This window comes from Paenibacillus sp. FSL K6-1217, from assembly GCF_045040735.1.
In the GTDB taxonomy this organism is placed as follows: Bacteria; Bacillota; Bacilli; order Paenibacillales; family Paenibacillaceae; genus Paenibacillus_AQ.
Genome location: NZ_CP150271.1, coordinates 3,729,627 through 3,750,083, shown reverse-complemented (window position 1 = coordinate 3,750,083; position 20,457 = coordinate 3,729,627). Strand labels below are relative to the sequence as shown.

Sequence of the window (20,457 nt, the reverse complement as noted above, 5' to 3'; positions counted from 1 at the left end):
GCCCGTAAGGGTTGGACGGATGCGCGGCGGCAGATGCCCTTTTTTGGAAGGAGAAGAATGGATACCCGCAAGGAAAAAGGTGTCATCCGCCTATGCTGCTGCATATGATGCCTAGAAGAAACAAAAGATGGAAGGAGGAGACTGCTTATGAAAGGTCCCAAACGAAAACGGCAGCGCAGTTCCAAAAGACCGCTCTATTACGTGGATAATCCCGATACGACTGAACTTAGCATGCTGGACAGCAGTCCCAAACAACAGAAAACCTCAGAATCGGCAGCAGTGGAAGCGGCAGAGGCAGGAGACTGGGCCCTGCAGGTGAGCGGGGTGGAGCTGCTGGAAGTGAGCACATCGCTCCAGCAGACGGTGCCTGCACCGGAGGGAAATCAGGGAGTGGTGACGGAAGAGGCTCGCGTGCGGGAGGAACGGGCTGCCCGGCTTGAAGCAGAGATAACAGCTCAACTGGAAAAAGAACGCCTGCAGACTGTATACACCGATGATCTGTCCGATGCTGCAGTTACCGGCGCCAAGATTGCTCCACGGACCATTGACGGGTCCAGGCTAAAGCATGGCATCATCGGCACTCCCTGGCTGCAGGACTATGCGGTGCAGAGCATCAATCTTGCGGAACGGGCGGTTACCTCCTCGAAGATAGCGCCGGAGTCCATTACCGGCGAGCATCTGGCGGAGAGCAGTGTCAGCGGAGGCAAACTGCTGGATCACTCCATCGGCGGCGAGAAGCTGAAGGACGGCAGCATCGGTCCGGAGAAGCTGGCAGACCGGACGATCAGCGGAGGGCATATAGCCGACGGTGCCATCAGCAGCCGGCATCTAAGTGGGCTCCTCATCACGGCGGAGCTGCTGGACGATGGGGCGGTGACCGGTGAGAAGATCCTTAGCAGCAGCATTGACAGCCGCCATCTCAGCAATGGCAGCATTGACCGCTCTAAGCTGGCTGACGAAGCAGTGTCCGCCGACAAAATCGCCGATGGCGGGATCAGTGGTGTCAAGCTGGGCGATGCGGTAATCGAGAGCCGGCATGTGGGGGAAGGTGTCATTACCGCGAAGCATCTGGCACCGGGTGCCATTGGACGGGAACAGCTGGCGGCGCGGCTTATCGGCAAGGAGCAGCTTCAGCCCGGCATCATTGAGAGCGGACACCTCGCGGATGGAGCTGCCGGGTCCCGCCAGATCGGGGCGAAGGCCATCCGCAGCCAGCACATTAACCCGGAGAGCATCCATGCGGACCATATCGCCGAAGGTGAGATCGGCAGCCGTCATCTGGCAGACCGCAGCATTTCCTTTGTGAAGCTGGCTGACGGTGCGGTAGGCACTGCACAGCTGATTGAGCAGGCGGTCACTTCTTCCAAAATCGCCGATCAGAGCATTCTGGCCCATAAGCTGGCTGACGAAGCCGTGATGACACGCCATATCGCAAAATCCGCAGTGCGCAGTGCGCAGATTGCTACGCAGGCCGTCACTTCGGCTCATCTGCAGCGCGAGGCCGTGGACCATTCCCATCTGGCCCCAGAGTCTGTGGGCTCTGTCCAGCTTCAAGGGCATTCGGTGCTGACCGGCCATCTGGCCAGAGGGGCAGTTACTGAGGAAAAGCTGGGGTATGAAGCTGTTACGGGTGAGCATCTGAGTCCTCAGAGCATTACGGCAGCCAAGCTGGCGGATGGCAGCATTACTTCCGCCAAGCTGGCTAATGGGGCAGTCGGCGGATATGTGATTGCCAAAGAGGCGGTAGGCGGAGAGCACATCGCTGTCTGTGCCATAGAGGAAAAGCATCTGGCGGACGGCAGCATCAGCGGGCGCGTGCTGCAGGAGGAGGCGGTGGACGCCGGGCATCTGGCCTCCGGCGCCATAGAACGCCGGCATCTTGGAGACAGCAGTGTGACTTCATCCGCGCTGCAATCCGGTTCGGTAACGGGAGATAAGCTGTCCTCCGGCGCCGTCAAGGAGACCCATCTCGCTGCGGCGATCGTACAGCCGCATCATTTGGCCGACTATGCCGTGACTTCGCTGAAATTATCGCCGGAGAGTGTCTCGACAGATAAACTGGGCGATCTGGCCGTCACCTCAATTAAGCTGGCTGACGGCAGTGTAAGTGCAGAGAAGCTGGCAGTCTCAGCGGTGCAGAGTGAGCATCTGTCGGCAGGCGCCGTCGGCCCGGATTCGCTTAAGAATACGTCTGTGGAAGGCCGGCATCTTGCAGCCGGGAGCGTGGGCGGAGCGCATATCCGGCCGATGTCGATCGGCAACGGGCATATCCTTCCAAGCTCCGTCTCCTCCATTCAGATCCAGGATGGCAGCATCAGCGGCGCCAAGCTGGCGGAGGAGGCCGTTGCAGCCCGTCACCTCACACCTGGAAGTGTGGGCGGAGTCCAACTGGCTGACGCTTCCGTGGAGGGGCGGCATCTGGCGGACGGCGGCATTAGCCTGGCGCATCTGGCAGAGGAGGTCCGCAGTGCCGCGATCCTGCCTGACGGCAGCGTTGGCGCGGAGAAGCTGGCAGCGGGTGCTGTGGAATCGGCGCATCTGGCTGAGGCGAGTGTGCAGGGTGTTCATTTGGCACAGGCAGCGGTGGAGGCCCGGCATATTGGTGCCGGAGCGATTACGCTGGCCCATCTGGCCAACGAGACGCGCAGCGCTGATCTTCTGCCGGATGGCAGCATCGCGGGCAGCAAGCTGGGAGCAGGGGTAGTCGGAGCCTTCCATCTGGCTGCCGGCAGTGTGTATAGCGGCCACTTGGCTGCGGATGCAGTGAACAGCAAGCATATCCGGGCGGGCAGCATTCAGCTCAGTCATCTGGCACCCGATACCCGGGGCGCGGAGCTGCTGCCGGACGGCAGTATTGAAGGAAGCAAGCTGGCCGACGGGGCAGTGCATTCACAGCACCTCCAGCCGGAGAGCGTGGAAGGGGAACATCTTGCAGGCGGAGTGATCCAGGAGCGTCATCTGGGCTCGGGGATTATCCGGCTCTCGCATCTGGCCGAGGAGACGAGAAGCGGGGAGCTGCTGCCGGACGGCAGTATTGAAGGAAGCAAGCTGGCCGACGGGGCAGTGCATTCACAGCACCTCCAGCCGGAGAGCGTGGAAGGGGAACATCTTGCAGGCGGAGTGATCCAGGAGCGTCATCTGGGCTCGGGGATTATCCGGCTCTCGCATCTGGCCGAGGAGACGAGAAGCGGGGAGCTGCTGTCGGACGGCAGTATTGAAGGAAGCAAGCTGGCCGAAGGAGCAGTCCATTCCGGGCATCTCCAGCCGCAGAGTGTGGGTGGAGAGCATCTTGCAGGCGGAGTAATCCAGGAGCGCCATCTGGGCTCGGGGATTATCCGGCTCTCGCATCTGGCCGAGGAGACGAGAAGCGCGGAGCTGCTGCCGGATGGCAGTATTAGAGGAAGCAAGCTGGCAGCGGGTTCAGTGGGCTCTCTCCATCTGGCTTCCGGCAGCGTCTACGGAGGTCACCTGGCGCCTGAAGCTGTAGACAGCTGTCATATCCGTCCCGGCAGCATCAGCCTGGAGCATCTGGCTCAGGATGCCCGGACCTCCGAGCTTTTGCAGGATGGCAGTGTTACCGGGGAGAAGCTTGCGCAACACAGCATTGGAACCAGGCATCTGGCGGAAGGCGCAGTGGGAAGCACAGAGCTGCAGGATGAGGCGGTGGACAGTTCCAAAATCTCTCCCTTTGCCATCCAGTCCCGGCATCTGGAAGAGGACAGTGTGCAGAGCTACCACATTGTTCAAGGTGCGGTGAGCGGGGATCATCTGGCGCCCGACTCAGTGGATAGCAGCCATCTCCGTGCGGGCAGCATCCAGCGTGAGCATCTGGCCGAGGGCACGCTGACCTCCGAGCTGCTGGGAGAAGGCAGCATTGACGGCAGCAAGCTGGCGGCGGGAGCTGTCGGGTCTAGTCACCTGGCTCCAGGCAGCATCTACGGAGGCCATCTGGTTCCCGGAACCGTTGACGGGCGGCATATCCGCAGCGGCAGCATCGGCCTGGAGCATCTGGCCGGGGATGTGCGGACCTCCGAGCTGATCCCGGACCATAGTCTTACGGGAGAGAAGCTTGCGCTTCACAGCGTCAGCACCGGGCATCTGGCTGAAGGTGCGGTAGGAAGCACTGAGCTGCAGGACGAGGCGGTGAAGGCTTCCCAAATTGCTTCCTTTGCCATCCAGTCCCGGCATCTGGAGGAAGACAGCATCCAGAGTCATCATATTGCTCAGGGTGTAGTGAACGGAGATCATCTGGCGCCTGATTCAGTGGATAGCAGCCATCTCCGTGCGGGCAGCATCCAGCGTGAGCATCTGGCCGAGGGCACGCTGACCTCTGAGCTGCTGGGAGAAGGCAGCATTGACGGCAGCAAGCTGGCGGCGGGAGCTGTCGGGTCTAGTCACCTGGCTCCGGGCAGCATCTACGGAGGCCATTTGGTTCCGGGAACCGTTGACGGGCGGCATATCCGCAACGGCAGCATCGGCCTGGAGCATCTGGCCGGGGATGCGCGGACCTCCGAGCTGATCCCGGACCATAGTCTTACGGGAGAGAAGCTTGCAGCTCACAGCATCGGCACAGAGCATCTGGCGGAAGGGGTTGTAGGAAGTCCGGAACTGCAGGACGAAGCGGTGAAGGCTTCCAAAATCGCATCCTTCGCGGTCCAGTCCCGGCATCTGGAAGAAGGCAGCGTCCAGAGCCATCATCTTGCCCAGAATGCAGTGAACGGAGATCATCTGGCGCCCGGCTCAGTGAATATGGAGCATCTGTCCTTCCATCCGGTACAGAGTGTCGGGAACCGCGATGTTTTGCAGCAGTTCGGGATGACGGCGTTTATGTTCAATGGTGAGGCGGAGAGTGTAGAGGTGACGGTTTCTTTTGACGAGAGCTTCGGCCATACCGGCTATGTGCTGGTTGCCATGGCTAATCAGCCGTACTTCCATGCCTCGCTGAAGAACCGAACGGGCGGAGAAGCGACGATAGAGGTGGTACGGCTGCGCGAGACTCAGCATTTCTATGGCGTGCTGTCGTGGATTGCACTGGGCACTCCGCTGGTCAAACCTGCTGTGGAGCACCGCGCTTTTGACTGATTGAGATAGGATAAGATTGTACATGGGCGCAGCCGCGGGTTGCGCCTTTTGTGCATGATTCCGCCTGATTGGACAAGCAGGGCAGCCGTGGGGTGTTATAGCTCCTACATACGTTCACTTGCCGGGCGGAGGCGCATAGCGGCATCTGTCCAATTATCTGCGTCCGGGGAGACACTTGCCGTTACCGGGGGTGGCGGGGGACATAGACTATGGTGTAACCCTCAGCCCGGGAGCAGCCCTGTGAAGGAAGGTGGATGAGCATGAAAAGAAAAGGAGCATCTGCCCGCCGCACGGGGCGGCGGGCAACCCGGACAGCGCGGCGGCCGGCGGCACGGCCCTTACGGCCTGCTATACCGCCGCCTGCGGTGAATCATCCGCAGCCTGATGTGTCTGTTATTATTCCGGCAATGAATGAGGCGGCGACGATTGCCGCGGTGATAGCCGGAGCCAGAGGCGTTCATCCCCGCTGTGAGGTTATTGTGGTTGTTAACGGTTCTGCGGACCAGACAGCAGATATTGCGCGCTCCTGCGGAGCGAACGTAATTGTGTATGAACAGCCGCTCGGACATGATGTCGGGCGAAGCGTAGGCGCTGCGGCGGCGAAGGGAGCGGTTCTGCTGTTCACGGACGGGGATATTGTAGTCCCCGCCTCGCAGCTGCGTCCCTTCGTGACGGCGGTCAGCGGCGGAGCGGATCTGGCCCTGAATGATTATTCCGGCCCGGTCCGCAGCAGGTTTCCGCATCCGGTGGTGTTATCCAAGCATGTGCTGAATCTTCTGCTCGGAAGGCCTGAGCTGAAGGGCTGTTCATTGACCGCCGTTCCTCATGCGATTAGCCGCAGGGCGCTGGATGTCCTGGGCAGCGGCCTGCTGTCGAGACCGCCGCTCGCGCATGCGCAGGCGGTACTGGAAGGCCTGGTAGTGACTGCGGTGCATAACGTGCCTGTGGGCAGGATGAATGCGGTCCGCCGGAAGCACAGCGGCAGCGATCTTCTGCAGGAGGCTATCCTCAGAGACCACCTGGATGCTGTAGCCCTGGTACTGGAGCGCAGGGGCGGCCGGGCAGGCTTCGGGGACGGCACCCGGCGAAGGGAGATGGTGAGATGATGGGAGCGCGGGAAGTATCCGTCAGCGGCCGGTCTTCAGCGGGGCGTACTGCAACCGGAAGCAGCGGCTCTAAAGGGCGCAGCGCCGGACGCGGCACAGCAGTGCGGAAAGGCGCGGCCAAGCAGCGGTCTGCGCAGCGCCGCAGCAAGCCTGCGGCGGCGGGAACAGGCCTCTCCCGGTCCAAGCGGAAGCCCGCTTCCGGGCGGAGGGCACTGTCCCTGCCGACATCGCAGGGGTCGCTGTCGGTCATTATCTCGGCCAGGAATGAGGAGCAGACGCTGCCGAAGCTGCTGGAGCAGGTGGTGCGCCTGAAGCCGCAGGAGATTATCGTGGTGCTGAACGGCTGCACTGACCGCAGCTTTCAGCGGACCCGGCTATGCCCTCAGGCGAGCATAGTATACATTCCGGAATCTGCCGGACATGATGTGGGACGTTCGCTTGGCGCCAAGCTCAGCCGGGGAGACATCCTGCTGTTTCTGGATGGCGATATGGTGATTTCCGCCGGGCAGCTGTCCTCTTTTGTGGCTGCGGTGGACCGGGGTGTGGATGTGGCGCTCAATGACCTTGATCCGCTGCTCCCTCCATTCGGGCTAAGTGATGCAGTTACCCGCTGCAAGCTTTACCTGAATCAGGTTCTGGGCCGCCCGGATCTTGGAGCAAGCTCCATGACGGCCGTTCCGCATGCCTTATCCCGCCGGGCGCTGGAGCAGGTCGGCTACCGCGAGCTGATGGTGCCGCCCAAAGCGCTGGCCCTCTCTATTATGGGCCGCCTGCGGGTGGAGAAGGCCGGAGCGGTGAATGTGATCAAACAGAACCGGCTGCGCCAGGGCAACACGGGAACCGGCAACGCCATGGAGCAGCTGATTGCCGGTGATCACGCGGAAGCTCTGGTCTGGGTCATTGCCCACCAGCAGAACAGCGGGCAGCTGACAGCCGAGAACCTGCTGGAGCACCGCCGGCAGATTGCCGCCTGGAGGAATGCGCTATGACACTGACGAGCATTATTATTCCTACGTATAACAGGCTCGGGCTGCTGCGCTCCTGCGTCGAATCGATCAGGGCGCATACCCGGTCTGCCTTTGAGATTATTGTAGTGGACAATGCCTCGGATGATGGTACCGAAGCCTACTGCCGCGCCAGCAAGCTGACGTTCATTTCTCTCCCGGAGAACCGCGGTTTTCCGCTGGCCTGCAATATCGGGCTACAGCTGGCTGCGGGGGAGGAGCTGCTGCTGCTGAACAATGATGTCATTGTGTCGCCAGGCTGGCTGGATAATCTGAAGAGCGCCTTGTACAGTGCCCCCGATATAGGAATTGTCGGTCCGGTGACGAATTACGCCAGCGGACGGCAGCAGGTGCAGACTGGCTATACCGATATTGCAGGCTTCCATGCCGAGGCGCTCCGGGCCAATATTCCCGATGCGGCGAAGTGGCTGGAGACCCGAAGGCTTGTAGGTCTGTGCTTTTTATTCAAAAGACAGCTTATGGACGCGATCGGCCTGCTCGATGAACGGTTCTCGCCGGGCCATTATGAGGATGACGATTACTGCTACCGCGCCCGGCTGCAGGGATACCGGCTGCTGATTGCCGGAGATTGCCTGGTTCATCATGAAGGCAGCGCCAGCTTCAAGGAGGTCTATTCCGCCTCATTGCAGGAGCTGGTGGAGCGCAACCGCAGGATTTTTATGGAGAAATGGCAAGTGGACCCGTCGCAGTTCATCTGAGGCCGCAGGCCGAAGGCTAAAGACGTAGAGAAAGAGGAGGAACGTAAGTGAAAGGAGTCATACTGGCAGGCGGAACAGGAACAAGGCTATACCCGCTCACCCGGCTTATGAACAAACATTTGCTTCCGGTCGGCAAATACCCTATGGTGTGCTACGGGATTGAGCGGCTGCGCCAGGGGGGGATCACCGATATTCTCCTGGTTATCAGCAAACAGTCCGCAGGACAGTACACTGACTTTTTGGGCAGCGGCGCGGAATTCGGCGTCTCCCTGACTTACAAAATCCAGGAGGCGGCAGGCGGTATCGCGGAAGCGCTGGAGCTGGCGGAAGGATTCATCCTGCCGGGGGAACGGTTTGTCGTGCTCTTAGGGGATAATCTGTTCAAGGATAGTCTGGAGCCTTACGTGGAGCGATATCTGCAGCAGCCGGTGGGGACCGCGAAGGTGCTCCTGAAGCCTGTCGAGGATGCGCGCAGATACGGGGTTCCGGTGTTTGACAGCGCCGATGCTTCCCTGATTGCTTACATTGAAGAGAAGCCCGAGCATCCGAAGACAAAATTCTGTGTTACAGGCATATATATGTACGATGAAGCTGTATTCGATATCATCCGCCGCGTCTCCCCTTCAAGAAGAGGGGAGCTGGAAATTACCGATGTGAACAACATTTATGCCGCAGAGCGCAAGCTGAGCTACGATGTGCTTAAGGGCTGGTGGAGTGACGCCGGAACCTTCCAGTCTCTGCGGGAGGCCGGAGATAAGCTGAGAGATGCGCTGCCCTGAGGGGCGGCGTTTTTTTTTGAAATATAAGAATTTATATGTTCCACACGATAATTTATCCTTATATTTCTCGCTGAAACGATACCGTCCTTAAGAAGGACGGCATAGCCGTTTCCACTTGGAATATTAGAATTTTTTAGGCTTCGAGCTATACATTATCCTTATATTTCTCGCGGGAGGAGGGGGAGAGAAGAGTAAATAGTTGTTCTACATACGAAGAGGATGGGGATGGAAGGAAACTAGACTGGTCAAAGGTACCTAAGGGATAAATTCCTTAGAATTCAATGCCGCCGCCAGCATTAGTGTGACTGAGGAGCACTAATCCACCTAATCTGCCGGAAGCAGGCGCTGAGCGGAAATGAAGTGTACAAATACACTTGAATCCGGCAAAAGTCGGTGCTGAGCGGAAATGAGGAGCATTAATACACTTGAATCCGGCAAAAGTTGGCGCTGAGCGGAAATGAAGTGCATTAATACACTTGAATCCGGCAAAAGTTGGCGCTGAGCGGAAATGAAGTGCATTAATGCACTTGAATCCGGCGGAAGCAGGCGCTGAGCGGAAATGAAGTGCATTAATACACTTGGATCAGGCAAAAGTTGGTGCTGAGCGGAAATGAAGTGTACAAATACACTTGAATCCGGCAAAAGTTGGCGCTGAGCGGAAATGAGGAGCACAAATACACCCGAATCCCGCCACAAGCAGGAGCAGGGGGAGAAAGTCTGGCTGAACTCCCCCGGCAGGCTATGCAGCCGATTGAGCTTACTGCTACCAGCTACGAGCTTACAGTCCTCAGCTTGCAGTTACCAGCTACCAGCTACCAGCCATGAGCTTATCGCCATCAGCTTATATGCCACTGTCAGCCACTGTCAGCTACTGGCTGGCCGGGAGATTCTCCACCAGAACAAATCCTCGGTCTCCCGGTACAGCTCCGCACCCAGATGCTGGAGGACGCGGTGGGAGGCGAAATTGTCCTTCTCGGTATCTGCAATGATCCAGCGAGCGCCGGGATGGCTGAAGATCCAGGCGGCGAGCTGCCGCAGCGCCTCTGTAGCATAACCTTGCCCCCGGTATCTCTCGTCAAGCACATAACCAACTATGATTTCGCCCTGTTCATTCGGGCGGCCTTTGAGAATCAGGAAGCCGATGAGCTGCTGCTGCTCCCGGTGGATGATGGCCCACATGGTCAGCCAACAGTAATTCTGTTCATCCTGCAGCACCTTGGTGTGCCTGACCCGCATCGCATAGCGCATCTCTTCATCGTCAAGCAGTGTTGTGGTGCTTGTCACGTTCAAGCCCAGCGCCTGCTCCAGCCCGGCGTAATCCGCTAAGGCCAACGCCAGTTCGGCTGCGGTCAGAGGTCTCAGGATCAAGCGTTTGTCCATTGTTGTCATCCTTTGCCCCCCTGTTAATCCATATCCATAGTGCGGATCTTTATAATTACCGCTTATTTCAGCCAAGCATAGTCGGGTATTCGATTTATTGTCAATATCCGTATACGAACATAACAGGTGGATAAACATCACTTCATTATCCCGATTTCACTTTATTACCCGATTCATAGAAAATTAAATGCTCTTTTTCCATTTGCTTCCCACCGCAGCATTCACAGTCTTATTACTGCAACTCCCTCCATAACTTGCGGCGCTTCTCCGGCACCGTCAAGGCGGATGCCGCATATGCTGTAGCAGGGCGTTTGAGCAAAGGAGACATGAAGGTGCAGAGTAAAATTACAAAAGTCCTGCAGCACATGGCCCATACGCACGAACAAATGGCACGGATTCTCGACGCCGAACGCCACGTAGCCGTCCGTATGTCGCAAATAGTTCACGATCTGCCGGATGCGGACCCTGATTTCGGCGGATTCAGTGGGCTGGTGGAAAGCTCAGGCCAGGTCAACAAAAACATCATTGCTTACCTCAATGCATTTGCCGATCTCGAAGAGGCGATGGCTGAGGGAGTGGGCAGAGTCATCAAGGAATTAAACGGTCAGGAAGAAGAGTAAGAGTAATGCGTAACTTGAGCAAGGAGGCGGAGGATGAGCAGAGAAAAGGCATTTCTGCAAATGCTGGAGTCGACCGCTGCCATCCAGTGGAACATCGCGATGATTCTTGAGGCCAAAGCGGTGGAAGCGGAAAAAGTGAAGCAGTGGACCCATCATCACATCCATGCTAGAGCGTTCGACTCCCACGAAGACCAGCTGAAGGAATCCATCTCCATTCACGAGGTGATCGTGGAAATGGTTGAGGGGCTGACGAAGCTGGAGAACGGGCTGTACAGCAACCTGAAGGCGGTGCTGGGCAGCGGGGAAGACGAGGGCGGCGATTTTGGCGGGGAAGACGGGGGCTTCAGCTTCGGGGACGACAGCAAATGAGCGGCGGGCTGCTCTCCGAACATGCCGTCAAGCTGGAGATGATCCGCTCGATCGCCCGCAGCCAGGCAGCGCTCGCAGCCATCCTCGAGAGTATTGCTGAAGTGACGGGGCAATCGGAGCTGACAGCCCGCAAGCTGAGCGACAATATCAGGATTCTTAGCGGGTACCAGAGTTCAATGTGCCGGATGATATCGGGTATTTCACTGCATGAGCCCAAAGAAGGAGTGCCTGCAGCCCCCTGGCTGAACAAGGCCTGCTCAGAGGGGACCGCCAGGAGTAGATGAAGTACAGGAGGCGTAGAAGATGAAGAGAAAGAGAATGGGCAAGCTTCGTTCCACGGGTAAGGGCAAGAGACGCAGACCGCTGCTGTCGCGCAAGACACGGATACGCAAAGGCCCCGGACGCAAATCGCGCAAGGGCCTGCTTGGCAAGTCGGGGAAGAAATCCCTGCTGCTGCGCAGAAAAAGAAGGCTCCGCAGACGGCTGCTCCGCAGATCCCGTATTGTGAAGCCGCCGGTGCAGGTCATCCCGGCTATCGAACCCCCGCTCGAGCAGCAGGTGGTTCCGCTCCCCCCGGATCTGGGCGTCCCGCCGGAGCTGCCGCCGGGAGACGCCTATCAGCAGGGCTACACCGAAGCATACAACGTGGGGTTCGACGCAGGTTTCGCCAAGGGCTTCGAGGACGGGCATAAGCTGGAGCTGGGCTGACAGAGCGGCAGGCACAGCAGCGGGCCAGGACAACGGCTGTATAGAGGCTGGCGCATATTGCGCCGCCTCTAAGGTTCCCCCGGGGATAAGGCGGGCTCTCGGAATTTCCGGCCGGAGATGGTAGACTTCTTAACAGAATCTATACCGGGTTCATTATTCAGGCAGGAAAGTGGGGAACGTACATGAGCGGGAATGAGATACGAAGAGCGCAGAGCGGGGAGATTCAGGAGATCATGAACCTGATTGCCAAATGTGTACAAGTTATGCAGGCAGGCGGAAGCGATCAATGGGATGAAGGGTACCCTAACCGTGAAGTGATCAGTGAAGATATCGGCAAGGGAACCTTATTTGTCTGCCTGGAGCACGGGGCCATTGCCGGAATTCTTGTGCTGGATGAGAACCAGGCGGAGCAGTATGCAGGCGTGGAATGGGAACAGCAGACGGGGCCGCATCTGATCATGCACCGGCTTGCGGTGCATCCCGAGATTCAGGGCAGAGGGATTGCCCGGCGGCTGATCGCCTTTGCCGAGGAATTCGCCCGCAGCAACGGGTACAGGAGCATCCGGCTGGATACATATGCGAAGAATGACAGGACGCTTAAGCTGTATCCTTCGCTTGGGTACTCACAGAGAGGGGAATTTCGTTTTCCCGGCCGTACCGCAGCCTTTCTGGTATTTGAGAAGGCACTGAATGACAGCTCAGAGATTTAATTGGGGATGCGGCTCGTGTTCGCTACTTTTGTGTTATGTAATATTACATTAATGTTGAATTTAAAAGCATGATGATGTTATTCTCAGTCTAATTCTCAGTATATTCATTTTTTGTGTTAACTTTAATAACTTTTGTTGACAGTAAAGTTGTCTTTGGACTATGATGGGATTATTCATAAGCAATTGAATAGTCCTTTTCGTATATCCTTAATAATTGGTTTAAGGGTCTCTACCGGGAACCGTAAATTTCTGGCTACGAAAATATGCTATGGCATATTTTTGTGGCCTTTTTGTGTTACAGGCCAGCCCAGACATCAACAAGACCAGGGGGAGAAGACAATGGCGAATATTCTGATCAGGCATGCGGAGATTATTACCATGAACAAGCAGGAGGACATCATCTACGGCGATATCCGCATCAAGGATGATCTGATTGCGGAGATCGGAACCGGCCTTGAAGTGCAGGGGGATGAGACCGTTATTGATGCCAAGAACCGGACGGTCATCCCCGGCTTCATCCAGACCCATATTCATCTGTGCCAGACACTGTTCCGCGGCAAGGGGGATGATCTGGAGCTGATGGACTGGCTGCGCAAGCGGATCTGGCCGCTGGAAGCGGCGCATGATGAGGAATCGCTGTACTATTCTGCCATGCTCGGTATTGGAGAACTGATCACCAGCGGAACAACGACCATCGTGGATATGGAGACGGTACATCATACGGATTATGCCTTCCAGGCGATAGCGAAGAGCGGCATCCGCGCCTTGTCAGGGAAGGTGATGATGGATCAGAAGAACCCCGATGCACCTGCGGCCCTGCAGGAGGAGACGGCGGCATCGCTGCAGGAGAGCGTGGATCTGCTGGAGAAATGGAACGGATACGGCAACGGACGGATTCAATATGCTTTTTCCCCCCGTTTCGTAATTTCCTGTACAGAGCCGCTGCTAAGAGAAGTACGAGACCTCTCAGCCCATTACGGGGTGAAGGTGCATACCCATGCTTCCGAGAATCCGGGGGAGATTGAGATTGTGCAGGCGATGACCGGTATGCGCAACGTGGTCTATCTGGATCACCTGGGGCTGGCCAACGAACGTCTGATTCTGGCCCACTGCGTCTGGCTCGATGAAGAGGAGAAGCGGATTCTGCGCGACCGGGGTGTGCATGTCAGCCACTGCCCGGGCTCGAACCTCAAGCTGGCCTCCGGCATCGCTGATACACCGGGCATGCTCCAGGACCATATTCACCTCAGTCTGGGAGCGGACGGTGCCCCCTGCAACAATAATCTGGATATGTTCAACGAGATGCGTCTGGCGGCACTCATCCAGAAGCCGGTACATGGCCCGGCTGCGATGAATGCCCGGAGTGTCTTCCGGATGGCGACGATCGGCGGCGCGAAGGCGGTAGGCATGGAGGATCAGATCGGCAGTATTGAGGTCGGCAAGAAGGCGGATCTGGCCATCCTTAATCTTTATAATTTTCATACCTTCCCTTCCCATGATGTGGACCCGGTCTCGCGGATCGTCTATTCCGCCACTCGGGCCGATGTGGAGACGACGATTGTGGACGGTGAGATCCTTATGCATTCAGGGCTGCTGAAGACCATCGACAAGGAAGTCGTGCTTCATGAAGCGAACCGTTCCATCAAAAGACTGCTGGTGAACACCCGGTTAGCCTGAGCGCGAGAAGGCTTCATCGCCAGCTTGCCTGGGAATGCCCGATTAAGGGGATCAGAGGCATCGCAGCTGCCGGTTCATTGAAGCATTGAGATTCAGACTATAGCTTTGCAGGGGACTCTGCTCCTCTGCTTTTTTGTTGTGAGTGCTCACGCTATTTTTTCTGAAAATGAACCTTTTCTCCCTCTGAATGGTTTAAAAGTGAGGCCCTCTTTTGATTCCCTTTATAAGTATTGCTATACTAGAGCAATGTGAACTTTTACAAAAACAAGGAATTATTCTTACACAACTATTAATGAAGAGAGTTAGAGGGGATTGTAATGAGAGAGGGCAAACCTGCATCTGCGCAGGCTCATTTCTATATCGTAGCGGGACTGCTCTGGCTGAAGCTGCTGCTGTTGAGAGGGCTGTTCTTTGACCGGATTGCCTGGGAGTGGATCGCTGCGGATCTGGCGCCGGTGCTGCTGTTGCTTGGTGTGCTGGCTGTAATTACGCCCCGGCGGATGAGAAAAGGGGTCTTCTGGACCTTCAACGGCCTATTGTCGCTGCTGCTGTTCGCGGCCAGTGTGTACTTCAATCACTTCGGTTCGGTGCCTACTTATCTGGCGCTTTATGAGCTGAACCAGGTGTTTCAGGTAAAAGAGAGTGTGGAATCTACGATAGAATGGGTGGATTATCTGTTTTTTGCCGATCTGCTGATCGTGATGATCTATTCGCTCTTCCGCAGATGGAAGAGAGGGCCTGAACAACGATGGCAGAGGGACAGTCAGCCTGCACGCAGATCCCGGAGCATCTATCGGGTGATGCTGCTGGTGGCAATTATTGGCGGCGGCTCGCTGTCAGCGTACTCGATTCATTCGGCTAGGGGAATTACCAATGAGCTGGTCCAGGCGGAGACGGCCGGATTCCTGAATTATGAGGTGGTGGCAACGATCAAGGCCCGGGAAGATAACGGCCTGATCGGGACCGGCGATATTCAGGAGACGATAGCCAAGGTGCAGGCACTGGAGGCCAGCTATCCATACAAGACTGTGACTGGCGGACAGCCGGAGCATTTCGGATCGCAAAAGGGGAAAAACGTCATCATCATCCAACTGGAGGCGTTTCAGAATTTCCCGCTGCATCAGTCGCTGGAGGGTCAGGAGCTGACCCCGGTGCTGAATGGCCTGGCCGCAGAGGGCTTCTATTTCCCGCATGTGTATCAGCAGGTAGGTCCGGGCAATACCTCGGATGCGGAATTCATGAGCAACACCTCAATCTATCCGATCGCTTCGCTTGCCATGTCCACAGGCTTCGGGGACCGGGAGCTGCCGGGACTGCCGCGGCTTTTGCGGGATAAGGGGTATGAGGCTTACACGTTCCATGTGAACAAGGTGGGTTTCTGGAACCGGAATGAGCTCTATCCTGCGCTTGGCTTCAACGGCTACTATGACAAGGGCTCCTTTAAGAATGACCATTTTAATTCCTTCGGAGCCTCCGATGAGCAGCTCTATGCTACTGCCGTGGAGAAGCTGGCGGTGCTGCATCAGAAGGGCACGCCCTTCTATGCCCAGCTGGTGACGGCCTCCAGCCATCATCCATTCAAGGTGCCGGACAGCTTCCGCCGGATTCAGGTGCCGGACAAGCTCCAGGGCACGATGCTGGCCGACTATCTGACGGCGGTGAATTATACGGATTATGCAATAGGCACGCTGATTGACAGGTTGAAGCAGCAGGGCATGTGGGAGGATACCGTGCTGGTGCTGTACGGTGACCATTTCGGCCTTCAGCCGAAGGATGTCCCGGCGGAGCAGGTGGAGGAAGCGCTTGGCATCAAGTATGACGAGCGGATCAGCCGGTTCAACATTCCGCTGGTGATCCACGTGCCCGGCATGAAGCAGGGACAGGTTGTGGAGCGGACCGGCGGACAGCTGGATGTGCTGCCTACGGTTGCCAATCTGCTGGGGATTTCGCTCAAGGACGAAGGATTCACAGCGTTCGGACATGATCTGCTGAATGTGGACCGCAATGTGGTGGGCATGCGCTATTATTTGCCGACAGGCTCTTTTTTCAATGATGAAGTGCTGTTCGTGCCCGGTAAAAGCTTCGCGGACGGTGAGGCGGTCTCGCTGGATACGTATGAGCCGGTCAAGGATTTCAGTGCCTACCAGAGCGATTACGATTACATCCTGAAGCTGATGGGCTTATCTGATGAATATGTGAAGCTGCTTCCGCAGCGTTAGGAGAATGTTATGAAAAGACTATGGAAACCCGAGGTTCTCATCACTCTGGCCGGCGCTGTGCTGATAATCTATCTGCTGTTCGTGCGGCCCTTCACCGGCGTTGCCGACAACGGCGATTTCCTGCGGATGATGAATACGATCGGACTGAACTACTTTGATGCCGGGGAGGAATACTCGGACCGCTTCTTCAGCTACAGCCATTCTAAGTTTGCTTATGATGATCTGTTCAAGGGCTTCTACCCGTCCTCGCAAATTCTGCTGGTGCTGGTGCCAAGGCTGCTTGCGGGGCTGGTGCATGGCAGTTACTTCGATATCCGTATTCTGGCGGCCGTCTATGCAGTGCTGCTGCTGGCGGCCACGTGGATGATCGTCAAGCTGGGAGCGAAGAGCTCCTATGCTACAGGAGTACTGCTTGGTGCGGGAGTGCTGTTTGTATTCTACGATATCGGCTATCTGGCTTATTTCAACTCTCTGTTCGGCGAGCCGGTGTCGATGGTCTTCATGCTGCTGACGTTCGCGCTGGGGCTGAGGCTTACCGGGCAGGAGCAGCCGTCGTCCAAGGGCCTTACGCTGTTCTTCATTGCCGTGCTGTTCCTGATCTGCTCCAAAATCCAGAATGCTCCGGTCGGATTGGCCTTCGCGCTGATTTTCCTTCGTCTGCGGACACTGAACGGAACCGGCAACTGGCGTAAGCTGGCGCTCAGTCTTGCGGTGGCTACCGCGCTGGTATCTGTAATCATGTATGTGGCAGCGCCGAAGGAGCTTAAGCATATCAACCTGTATCAGACGGTATTCTTCGGGATTCTGAATGAATCTCCGGATGTGCGCGGGGATCTGCGCGATCTGGGGCTGCCGGAGCGGCTGGAGGTGCTGGCGGGCACGAATTATTTCCAGGGGGATACGGCAATCAAGCAGGATGATCCTTCGCTGATCCCGGATTTCTATGACCGCGTATCGCATAAGGATGTGCTCTTCTTCTATATGAAGCATCCCGGCAGGTTAATAGAGAATATGAAGTATGCGGCAGCGAACAGCATGTCCATCCGCCCCTACTATCTCGGAAGCTATGAGAAAAGCGAGGGTAAGCCTGCGGGCGCAGTAGCGGGGATGTACAGCGGCTGGAGCGAGCTCAAGAACAAGCATCTGCCTCATTCCCTCGGGTTTCTGGCTATCTTTTATCTGGTGTATTACGCCGGATTGCTATACCAATACTTCCGTACCCGGGAGGTTGCCGGGCGGATTGCCGGAGAACTCATGATGCTGCTGGGACTGATTGGGCTGTTTTCGTTCCTGGTACCGATCCTCGGTGACGGGCGTGCGGATATCGGCAAGCATCTGTTCCTGTTCAATGTCTGCTTCGATATGATGGCGGTGGCGATGCTGGGCTGGGCGCTGCATAAGCTGCTGAAGCTGCTGAAATAACTTATCATGTCAAACCGTTAATTGACCCCTAGCGGATTATAGAATACAATGTGTTTGGAACTTTAGTAAAAGAGTGGAAATGGCTTGATACAGCCTCATCCTACAAGGGGGCCGCTATGGGGAATGACGAATACAAGGATAAGATTGAGCAGGCAAGAGAGGAACTGAACAAACTGGCCTTGGAGTACGGGATGCAGGATGTCCGGGTACTCCGCCAATCGGTGAAGCTGGATGCGCTCCTGAATGAATACAGCGATTGTAATACAGAGAAGGATGATCAGCTTTATTAGAGAAATACAGATCAGCTATGCCAATTCAAGAGACATCTCGGGCGTTCAACGCCTTGAGGTGTCTTTTTTAATAGATTTAGGTGTTGTGGGGTTATTTTAGTCATCGTCCAGCAGCTCGCTGAGCATCTTCTCCCGGTTGGTCATGAAGGCGCGGGTAACGGTGTAATGAGCCGTGTCCTCTAGCGCAACAGGCGTAATGCTCTCTCCCTCCAGCAGGAGAATCTCCGCACCCGGATAGGACATCAGGATCGGGGAGTGAGTGGCGATGATGAACTGGGAATTCTGCTCAGCCAGCTCATGCATCCGCACCAGCAGCGACATTTGCCGCACGGGAGACAAGGCGGCCTCCGGCTCGTCCAGAATATAGATGCCCTGTCCGCTGAAGCGGTGAACGAACGTGGAGAAGAAGGATTCTCCGTGTGACTGCTCGTGCAGGGACTGCCCCCCGTAGGAGTCTTTAATAGGGCGCCCCGGGCCTTCTGCCTCATCCAGCTCATCGATATAAGAAGCCACATTGTAATAACTCTCCGCGCGTAGGAAAAACCCGTCCTTCGGACGTTTAACCCCTTTGGCAATTCGCAGGTATTCATAGAGACCGGAATGAGAGCTGCGGGTGTTGAACGAGAAGTTCAGCGTCCCGCCTTCCGGATTGAACCCCCAGGCAGCAGCAATGCCCTCCAGTAAGGTAGATTTTCCGCTACCGTTCTCCCCTACAAGAAAAGTAACCTGCTTCTGAAAAGCAAGCCGTTCCAGGGTGCGTACCACCGGCAGATTAAACGGATAGCTTCCAAAGGAAGGAACGGCATCGCGCAGCAGCTCGACATGGCGGAGATACACCCCCCGGTCATAGATTGAACTCATTTCTTCATTCCCCCTTCGTAGGTTCTTCTCCCGCAACAGGCTATTCCTCTAATTGTAGATGATTCCGGGGCTCCCCGCAAAGTACTTGAGTAAGCTTCAGAGTGTGACCTCACTTTGTGGGGCTGTTATGGGGCTCCCCGCAAAGTACTTGAATAGACTTCGGTGTGTGGCTTCACTTTGTGGGGCTGTTATGGGGCTCCCCGCAAAGTACTTAAATGGCTTCGGTGTGCAGGCCGTGCTCTGCATGGACAAGAGTGGATGGAATCAGCAGGGGTTCGGGCCAAGCGGGCGAAAGACCGGGGGCATATGCCAATTTCGGTGTGATACAGACAGATGTCCATGAGGCGGATGCTGACTCCGCATATAGTACTACTGTCTTGAGAATATAACGGGGCAGGGTGAAGGCCGTGAAAACAAAAAAGAGAGGCGGGCTTCCGCAGGATTACCGGGATGGTTATCTGGATGGATACCATCTCGGCCTGTGCGAAGCCGTGAAGCGCCTGAATACCCCAGTGGTGGGGCAGCGCCAGCCGTTTAAGCTGATGTATGTTCCCCAGGGATTTCAAGCCATCGATACGGGAGTCGCAGAAGCGCTGCGGCTGCTGGTAAGCGAGCTGATTATCTGTACTCCAGAGACCATGCTGGAGGTGGCACTACGCGAATCGCCGGAAGCAGTGCTGGTGATGAACGGGCTGCATGTGTTTCCGGAGAATCATCTGGAACAAATTACGGCAATAAGACAGCTGGGGATCAAGGCAGCGATCTGGTTTGTGGATGATCCTTATTTCACCGAGGACACCTCAGTCATCTGCCGCTATTACGATTATGTGTTCACGCATGAACTGGGCTGTGTGGAATTCTACCGTTCGCTGGGGACGGCGTCTGTGCATTACCTTCCGCTGTGCGTCAACCCCAATATGTTCTACCCGCGCCACACCGGACCGCAATATCACTATGATGTGGTGTTCATCGGCAATGCCTTCCGCAACCGTACGGAGCTGTTCGATGAACTGGTCCCCTTCCTGCGGGGCAAGAAGGTGCTGATTGCCGGCGGATTCTGGGAACGGCTGACCCACTTCGAGGAGCTGTCTCCGTTCATCAGAGAGGGCTTCATCCCGCCGGAGGAGACGGCCAATTATTACAGCGGCGCCAAGCTGGTCATCAATATCCACCGGCCCTGGGAAGGAGGGCAGGACAACCGGAATACGTTCCAGCTTCCGTCCCTCTCCATTAATCCCCGGACCTATGAGATCAGCGCCTGCGGGACGATGCAGCTGACCGATATCCGGCAGGATCTGGATAGCCACTACAAGCCGGGCCGGGATCTGGAGACCTTCGCTTCTGCCGATGAGCTGAAGCGCAAGATTGATTATTACCTGAAGCACGAGAAGGAACGCCGCCAGTATGCGCTGCGGGGACTGCAAACCACGCTGCGCCGGCATACCTTTACTTCGCGTCTGCCGCATTTGCTCAGTGTTCTTACTTCAAGAGGGTGAATTTCATTATGGATC

Annotated in this window: 18 protein-coding genes and 1 riboswitch; of the genes, 15 read left to right on the top strand and 3 right to left on the bottom strand. The window is 56.6% G+C overall.

From position 1 onward, the window contains the following. Window positions 1–147: 147 nt before the first annotated feature. The 5 genes from MHH28_RS16485 (at window position 148) to MHH28_RS16465 (ending at window position 8,690) form a co-directional block, all read left to right on the top strand. Window positions 148–5,082 carry a WIAG-tail domain gene (locus tag MHH28_RS16485; protein ID WP_405104157.1) on the top strand — a complete coding sequence of 1,645 codons (4,935 nt, stop codon included), beginning with the start codon at window positions 148–150 and terminating at the stop codon, window positions 5,080–5,082. Window positions 5,083–5,342: 260 nt separating this feature from the next. Next, on the top strand, window positions 5,343–6,188 hold the full coding sequence (locus tag MHH28_RS16480; RefSeq protein WP_405104156.1) for a glycosyltransferase family 2 protein: 846 nt from the start codon (window positions 5,343–5,345) through the stop codon (window positions 6,186–6,188). Continuing rightward, window positions 6,185–7,177 carry a glycosyltransferase family 2 protein gene (locus MHH28_RS16475; RefSeq protein ID WP_405104155.1) on the top strand — a complete coding sequence of 331 codons (993 nt, stop codon included), beginning with the start codon at window positions 6,185–6,187 and terminating at the stop codon, window positions 7,175–7,177. The genes MHH28_RS16480 and MHH28_RS16475 overlap by 4 nt, the downstream gene beginning before the upstream one ends. Further along, window positions 7,174–7,911: a glycosyltransferase family 2 protein gene (locus MHH28_RS16470; protein ID WP_209994792.1), complete on the top strand. Its 738-nt coding sequence runs from the start codon at window positions 7,174–7,176 to the stop codon at window positions 7,909–7,911. Before MHH28_RS16475 ends, MHH28_RS16470 begins: the two co-directional genes overlap by 4 nt. A 47-nt stretch (window positions 7,912–7,958) precedes the next feature. Next, on the top strand, window positions 7,959–8,690 hold the full coding sequence (locus tag MHH28_RS16465; RefSeq protein ID WP_405104154.1) for a sugar phosphate nucleotidyltransferase: 732 nt from the start codon (window positions 7,959–7,961) through the stop codon (window positions 8,688–8,690). Between the two features lie 324 nt (window positions 8,691–9,014). Here MHH28_RS16465 and MHH28_RS16460 read toward each other — a convergent pair whose 3' ends face one another. Together MHH28_RS16460 and MHH28_RS16455 are read right to left on the bottom strand one after the other, a co-directional pair. After that, the gene (locus MHH28_RS16460) at window positions 9,015–9,386 is read right to left on the bottom strand and encodes a hypothetical protein (RefSeq protein WP_405104153.1); all 372 of its coding nucleotides are present in this window, start codon (window positions 9,384–9,386) and stop codon (window positions 9,015–9,017) included. 168 nt (window positions 9,387–9,554) lie between these two features. Beyond that, the gene (locus tag MHH28_RS16455) at window positions 9,555–10,079 is read right to left on the bottom strand and encodes a GNAT family N-acetyltransferase (protein WP_405104152.1); all 525 of its coding nucleotides are present in this window, start codon (window positions 10,077–10,079) and stop codon (window positions 9,555–9,557) included. Window positions 10,080–10,396: 317 nt separating this feature from the next. Here MHH28_RS16455 and MHH28_RS16450 point away from each other — a divergent pair, with 317 nt between their 5' ends. The 9 genes from MHH28_RS16450 to MHH28_RS16410 all read left to right on the top strand — a co-directional run bounded on the left by MHH28_RS16450 (window position 10,397) and on the right by MHH28_RS16410 (window position 18,085). Further along, window positions 10,397–10,690, top strand: a complete 294-nt coding sequence (locus MHH28_RS16450; protein WP_405117140.1) for a nucleoside-diphosphate sugar epimerase — start codon at window positions 10,397–10,399, stop codon at window positions 10,688–10,690. Between the two features lie 33 nt (window positions 10,691–10,723). Next, the gene (locus MHH28_RS16445) at window positions 10,724–11,059 is read left to right on the top strand and encodes a restriction endonuclease subunit S (RefSeq protein ID WP_405104151.1); all 336 of its coding nucleotides are present in this window, start codon (window positions 10,724–10,726) and stop codon (window positions 11,057–11,059) included. Beyond that, window positions 11,056–11,343, top strand: coding sequence for a hypothetical protein (locus MHH28_RS16440; protein ID WP_405104150.1), 288 nt, complete (start codon window positions 11,056–11,058; stop codon window positions 11,341–11,343). The genes MHH28_RS16445 and MHH28_RS16440 overlap by 4 nt, the downstream gene beginning before the upstream one ends. A gap of 19 nt (window positions 11,344–11,362) precedes the next feature. Continuing rightward, the gene (locus tag MHH28_RS16435; RefSeq protein ID WP_405104149.1) at window positions 11,363–11,767 is read left to right on the top strand and encodes a hypothetical protein; all 405 of its coding nucleotides are present in this window, start codon (window positions 11,363–11,365) and stop codon (window positions 11,765–11,767) included. A gap of 182 nt (window positions 11,768–11,949) precedes the next feature. Then, complete coding sequence (locus MHH28_RS16430; protein WP_405104148.1) at window positions 11,950–12,477, top strand: GNAT family N-acetyltransferase; 528 nt, start codon at window positions 11,950–11,952, stop codon at window positions 12,475–12,477. A 177-nt stretch (window positions 12,478–12,654) separates the two neighbouring features. Further along, a riboswitch (purine riboswitch) is annotated at window positions 12,655–12,753 on the top strand. Between the two features lie 63 nt (window positions 12,754–12,816). Continuing rightward, a complete protein-coding gene (locus MHH28_RS16425) occupies window positions 12,817–14,154 on the top strand; it encodes a 5'-deoxyadenosine deaminase (RefSeq protein ID WP_405104147.1) in 1,338 nt (445 codons plus the stop codon). Between the two features lie 317 nt (window positions 14,155–14,471). Beyond that, window positions 14,472–16,373: an LTA synthase family protein gene (locus MHH28_RS16420; RefSeq protein ID WP_405104146.1), complete on the top strand. Its 1,902-nt coding sequence runs from the start codon at window positions 14,472–14,474 to the stop codon at window positions 16,371–16,373. A gap of 9 nt (window positions 16,374–16,382) precedes the next feature. Next, a complete protein-coding gene (locus tag MHH28_RS16415) occupies window positions 16,383–17,795 on the top strand; it encodes a hypothetical protein (protein WP_405104145.1) in 1,413 nt (470 codons plus the stop codon). Between the two features lie 116 nt (window positions 17,796–17,911). Further along, window positions 17,912–18,085 carry an aspartyl-phosphate phosphatase Spo0E family protein gene (locus MHH28_RS16410; protein ID WP_405104144.1) on the top strand — a complete coding sequence of 58 codons (174 nt, stop codon included), beginning with the start codon at window positions 17,912–17,914 and terminating at the stop codon, window positions 18,083–18,085. A gap of 96 nt (window positions 18,086–18,181) precedes the next feature. Here the strand turns inward: MHH28_RS16410 and MHH28_RS16405 are convergent, their stop codons facing one another. Beyond that, window positions 18,182–18,946: an AAA family ATPase gene (locus MHH28_RS16405; protein ID WP_405104143.1), complete on the bottom strand. Its 765-nt coding sequence runs from the start codon at window positions 18,944–18,946 to the stop codon at window positions 18,182–18,184. Window positions 18,947–19,344: 398 nt separating this feature from the next. Here MHH28_RS16405 and MHH28_RS16400 point away from each other — a divergent pair, with 398 nt between their 5' ends. Then, window positions 19,345–20,442 (top strand): glycosyltransferase, encoded by a 1,098-nt coding sequence (locus MHH28_RS16400; RefSeq protein WP_405104142.1) that lies wholly within the window; start codon window positions 19,345–19,347, stop codon window positions 20,440–20,442. Window positions 20,443–20,457 lie beyond the last annotated feature (15 nt).

Coding starts and splice junctions, on each gene's coding strand:
- MHH28_RS16485 (WP_405104157.1), top strand. CDS start 148: ATGAAAGGTCCCAAACGAAAACGGCAGCGCAGTTCCAAAAGACCGCTC.
- MHH28_RS16480 (WP_405104156.1), top strand. CDS start 5,343: ATGAAAAGAAAAGGAGCATCTGCCCGCCGCACGGGGCGGCGGGCAACC.
- MHH28_RS16475 (WP_405104155.1), top strand. CDS start 6,185: ATGATGGGAGCGCGGGAAGTATCCGTCAGCGGCCGGTCTTCAGCGGGG.
- MHH28_RS16470 (WP_209994792.1), top strand. CDS start 7,174: ATGACACTGACGAGCATTATTATTCCTACGTATAACAGGCTCGGGCTG.
- MHH28_RS16455 (WP_405104152.1), bottom strand. CDS start 10,079: ATGACAACAATGGACAAACGCTTGATCCTGAGACCTCTGACCGCAGCC.
- MHH28_RS16450 (WP_405117140.1), top strand. CDS start 10,397: ATGAAGGTGCAGAGTAAAATTACAAAAGTCCTGCAGCACATGGCCCAT.
- MHH28_RS16445 (WP_405104151.1), top strand. CDS start 10,724: ATGAGCAGAGAAAAGGCATTTCTGCAAATGCTGGAGTCGACCGCTGCC.
- MHH28_RS16440 (WP_405104150.1), top strand. CDS start 11,056: ATGAGCGGCGGGCTGCTCTCCGAACATGCCGTCAAGCTGGAGATGATC.
- MHH28_RS16435 (WP_405104149.1), top strand. CDS start 11,363: ATGAAGAGAAAGAGAATGGGCAAGCTTCGTTCCACGGGTAAGGGCAAG.
- MHH28_RS16430 (WP_405104148.1), top strand. CDS start 11,950: ATGAGCGGGAATGAGATACGAAGAGCGCAGAGCGGGGAGATTCAGGAG.
- MHH28_RS16425 (WP_405104147.1), top strand. CDS start 12,817: ATGGCGAATATTCTGATCAGGCATGCGGAGATTATTACCATGAACAAG.
- MHH28_RS16420 (WP_405104146.1), top strand. CDS start 14,472: ATGAGAGAGGGCAAACCTGCATCTGCGCAGGCTCATTTCTATATCGTA.
- MHH28_RS16415 (WP_405104145.1), top strand. CDS start 16,383: ATGAAAAGACTATGGAAACCCGAGGTTCTCATCACTCTGGCCGGCGCT.
- MHH28_RS16410 (WP_405104144.1), top strand. CDS start 17,912: ATGGGGAATGACGAATACAAGGATAAGATTGAGCAGGCAAGAGAGGAA.
- MHH28_RS16405 (WP_405104143.1), bottom strand. CDS start 18,946: ATGAGTTCAATCTATGACCGGGGGGTGTATCTCCGCCATGTCGAGCTG.